Below are 2,050 nucleotides of genomic sequence, written 5' to 3'. Positions count from 1 at the left end.
TCTCGATCCAGGCCATCACCCCACTGCACCCACCATCCAGCCCTTTCCACCCCCCAAACTGCCGCAGCCACCCTGGCCATCACACCGGTCAGATGGGGGTGATAAACACCCACCAGCTGAACCTTTGCATCAGCGGGGTTAGTCAATGGCCCCAAGAGGTTGAAAACAGTGCGAATACCGATCTCCCGCCGAGGGCCGACCGCATGCTTCATCGCCTCATGAAAAACCGGTGCGAAAAGAAAACAGATGCCGTTTTCCTCCAAGCAGCGCTCCACCTGAGCGGGTGTCAGAGCCATATTCACCCCCAGGGCCTCCAAGACATCAGCACTCCCACACTTGCTGGAAACAGCGCGGTTCCCATGTTTGGCCACCGGAAGTCCCGCCGCAGCCGCCACAAAAGCTGTTGTGGTGGAAATGTTAAAGGTAAAACTGCGGTCTCCGCCGGTCCCAACAATATCCACCAGGCGTTTATTCACCCTGATTTTCTTCCCGTGGGCGCGCATCGCCCTGGCAAAACCGGTGATCTCATCCACGGTCTCTCCCTTTAAGCGCAGGGCAGTGATCAGAGCAGCGATCTGAGCCGATGTCGCCTCACCACTCATGATCTGAGCCATGGCCTCTTCAGCTTCCTTCTCCTCCAGGTGGTACTGGTTCACAACTTTATCTATCAAATCCTGAAGTCTCATCCTATCTTCCCCCTTCCTCACAGTTGTAACTGCTGTGCCGGCATCAAGATTACCGCTCCCTTCAGCCAGTTCCAGGGCCTTCAGCATCGCCTCGACCTTGCTCACACACTCCTCATATTCCCGCTCCGGAACGGATCCGGCCACAATACCTGCACCTGCCTGCACATAGGCAATCCCATCCTTGATGACAATGGTTCTGATGATCAAACAGGAATCCAGGTTGCCGTTGAAACTGAGATAGCCCACCGCCCCGGCGTAAGGCCCGCGCCTTACAGGTTCCAACTCCTCGATAATCTCCAGGGCACGCCTTCTGGGAGCACCGGAAACCGTTCCAGCCGGGAAACACGCCCGCAGTGCATTGAAGGCATCCTGCCCCGGGGCAAGCCTTCCCCGCACATGGGAAACCAGGTGCATCACATGGGAGTAGTACTCAACATCCATCAGTCTGGAGACGTCAATAGTCCCCTTTTCACAGACCTGGTTGAGGTCGCCTCTACTCAGAGCAATCAGCATCTCATGCTCAGCCCGCTCCTTGGGGTCAGCAAGCAGGTCTTTGGCAAGCACCTGATCCCCGGCCGCACTCCCCCCGCGCCGCCTGGTGCCGGCGATAGGATGCGTCTCTGCCATGCCATTTTCCACCCTCACCAGCATCTCCGGGGAAGAACCGATCAGGCAGAGATCCCCGAAGTTCAGGTAATACATATAGGGAGATGGATTCAAAGAACGCAGCATCCGGTAAATAGCTAATGTTTCACTTGAAGTCCGGCATTGGAAACGCTGAGAAAGAACCACCTGCTGCACATCCCCGGCACTGATATATTCCTTGGCACAGCACACCTTCTCCAGATACTCTTCTCTGGTCATATCAGGGACAGGGGTAAAAGACAGTTGGGATGCGACATCAGATATGGCATCCCCAGAAGACAATTTGCTCTGCAGCTGCTCAACACCCTGAGCGATCCGCGGCTGCATCACTGCTGCCCTCTTCTCCGGCAAAACACCATGCGGCTGATTGAGGCCTCCGGATCCGGACAAGCAGTAGCCTGGCGAGACACTTTTCTCCGGCAAGACATCCTCTAGCCGCTCAATAACACCCTGAACAGCCGCCATGGATTGCTCATAAGCCCCCTGGGGATCGCCTTCTATAGGGATTAATGCAACCACCCGCAGCCGATTTGTGACATGGTCGTAAATCAGAACAACCCTGGTGAGGATAAAAAAACAGTCAGGAAGGTGCAGGTCATCTTTGGCATTCTCTGGAAGAGAATCAAAATTGCGAACCAAATCATACCCGAAATAGCCCACCGCCCACCCTGAAACCGCTGTTCACCAGGCAAGGGCGCTACCTTGAGAGCAGCCATCAT

General features: G+C 55.5%; 1 protein-coding gene. It reads right to left on the bottom strand.

Annotated elements, in window-relative coordinates:
* A partial coding sequence (trpD, locus tag SSCH_RS22285) for an anthranilate phosphoribosyltransferase (protein ID WP_052835301.1) occupies positions 1-1,991 on the bottom strand: 1,991 nt, incomplete at its 3' end.
* Between the last annotated feature and the right edge of the window lie 59 nt (positions 1,992-2,050).

It is taken from the genome of Syntrophaceticus schinkii, from assembly GCF_000946815.1.
GTDB classification, from domain to species: Bacteria; Bacillota; DSM-12270; order Thermacetogeniales; family Thermacetogeniaceae; genus Syntrophaceticus; species Syntrophaceticus schinkii.
Note: the sequence above shows the minus strand (reverse complement) of the source record. Positions and strands in the feature narration are given on the sequence as shown.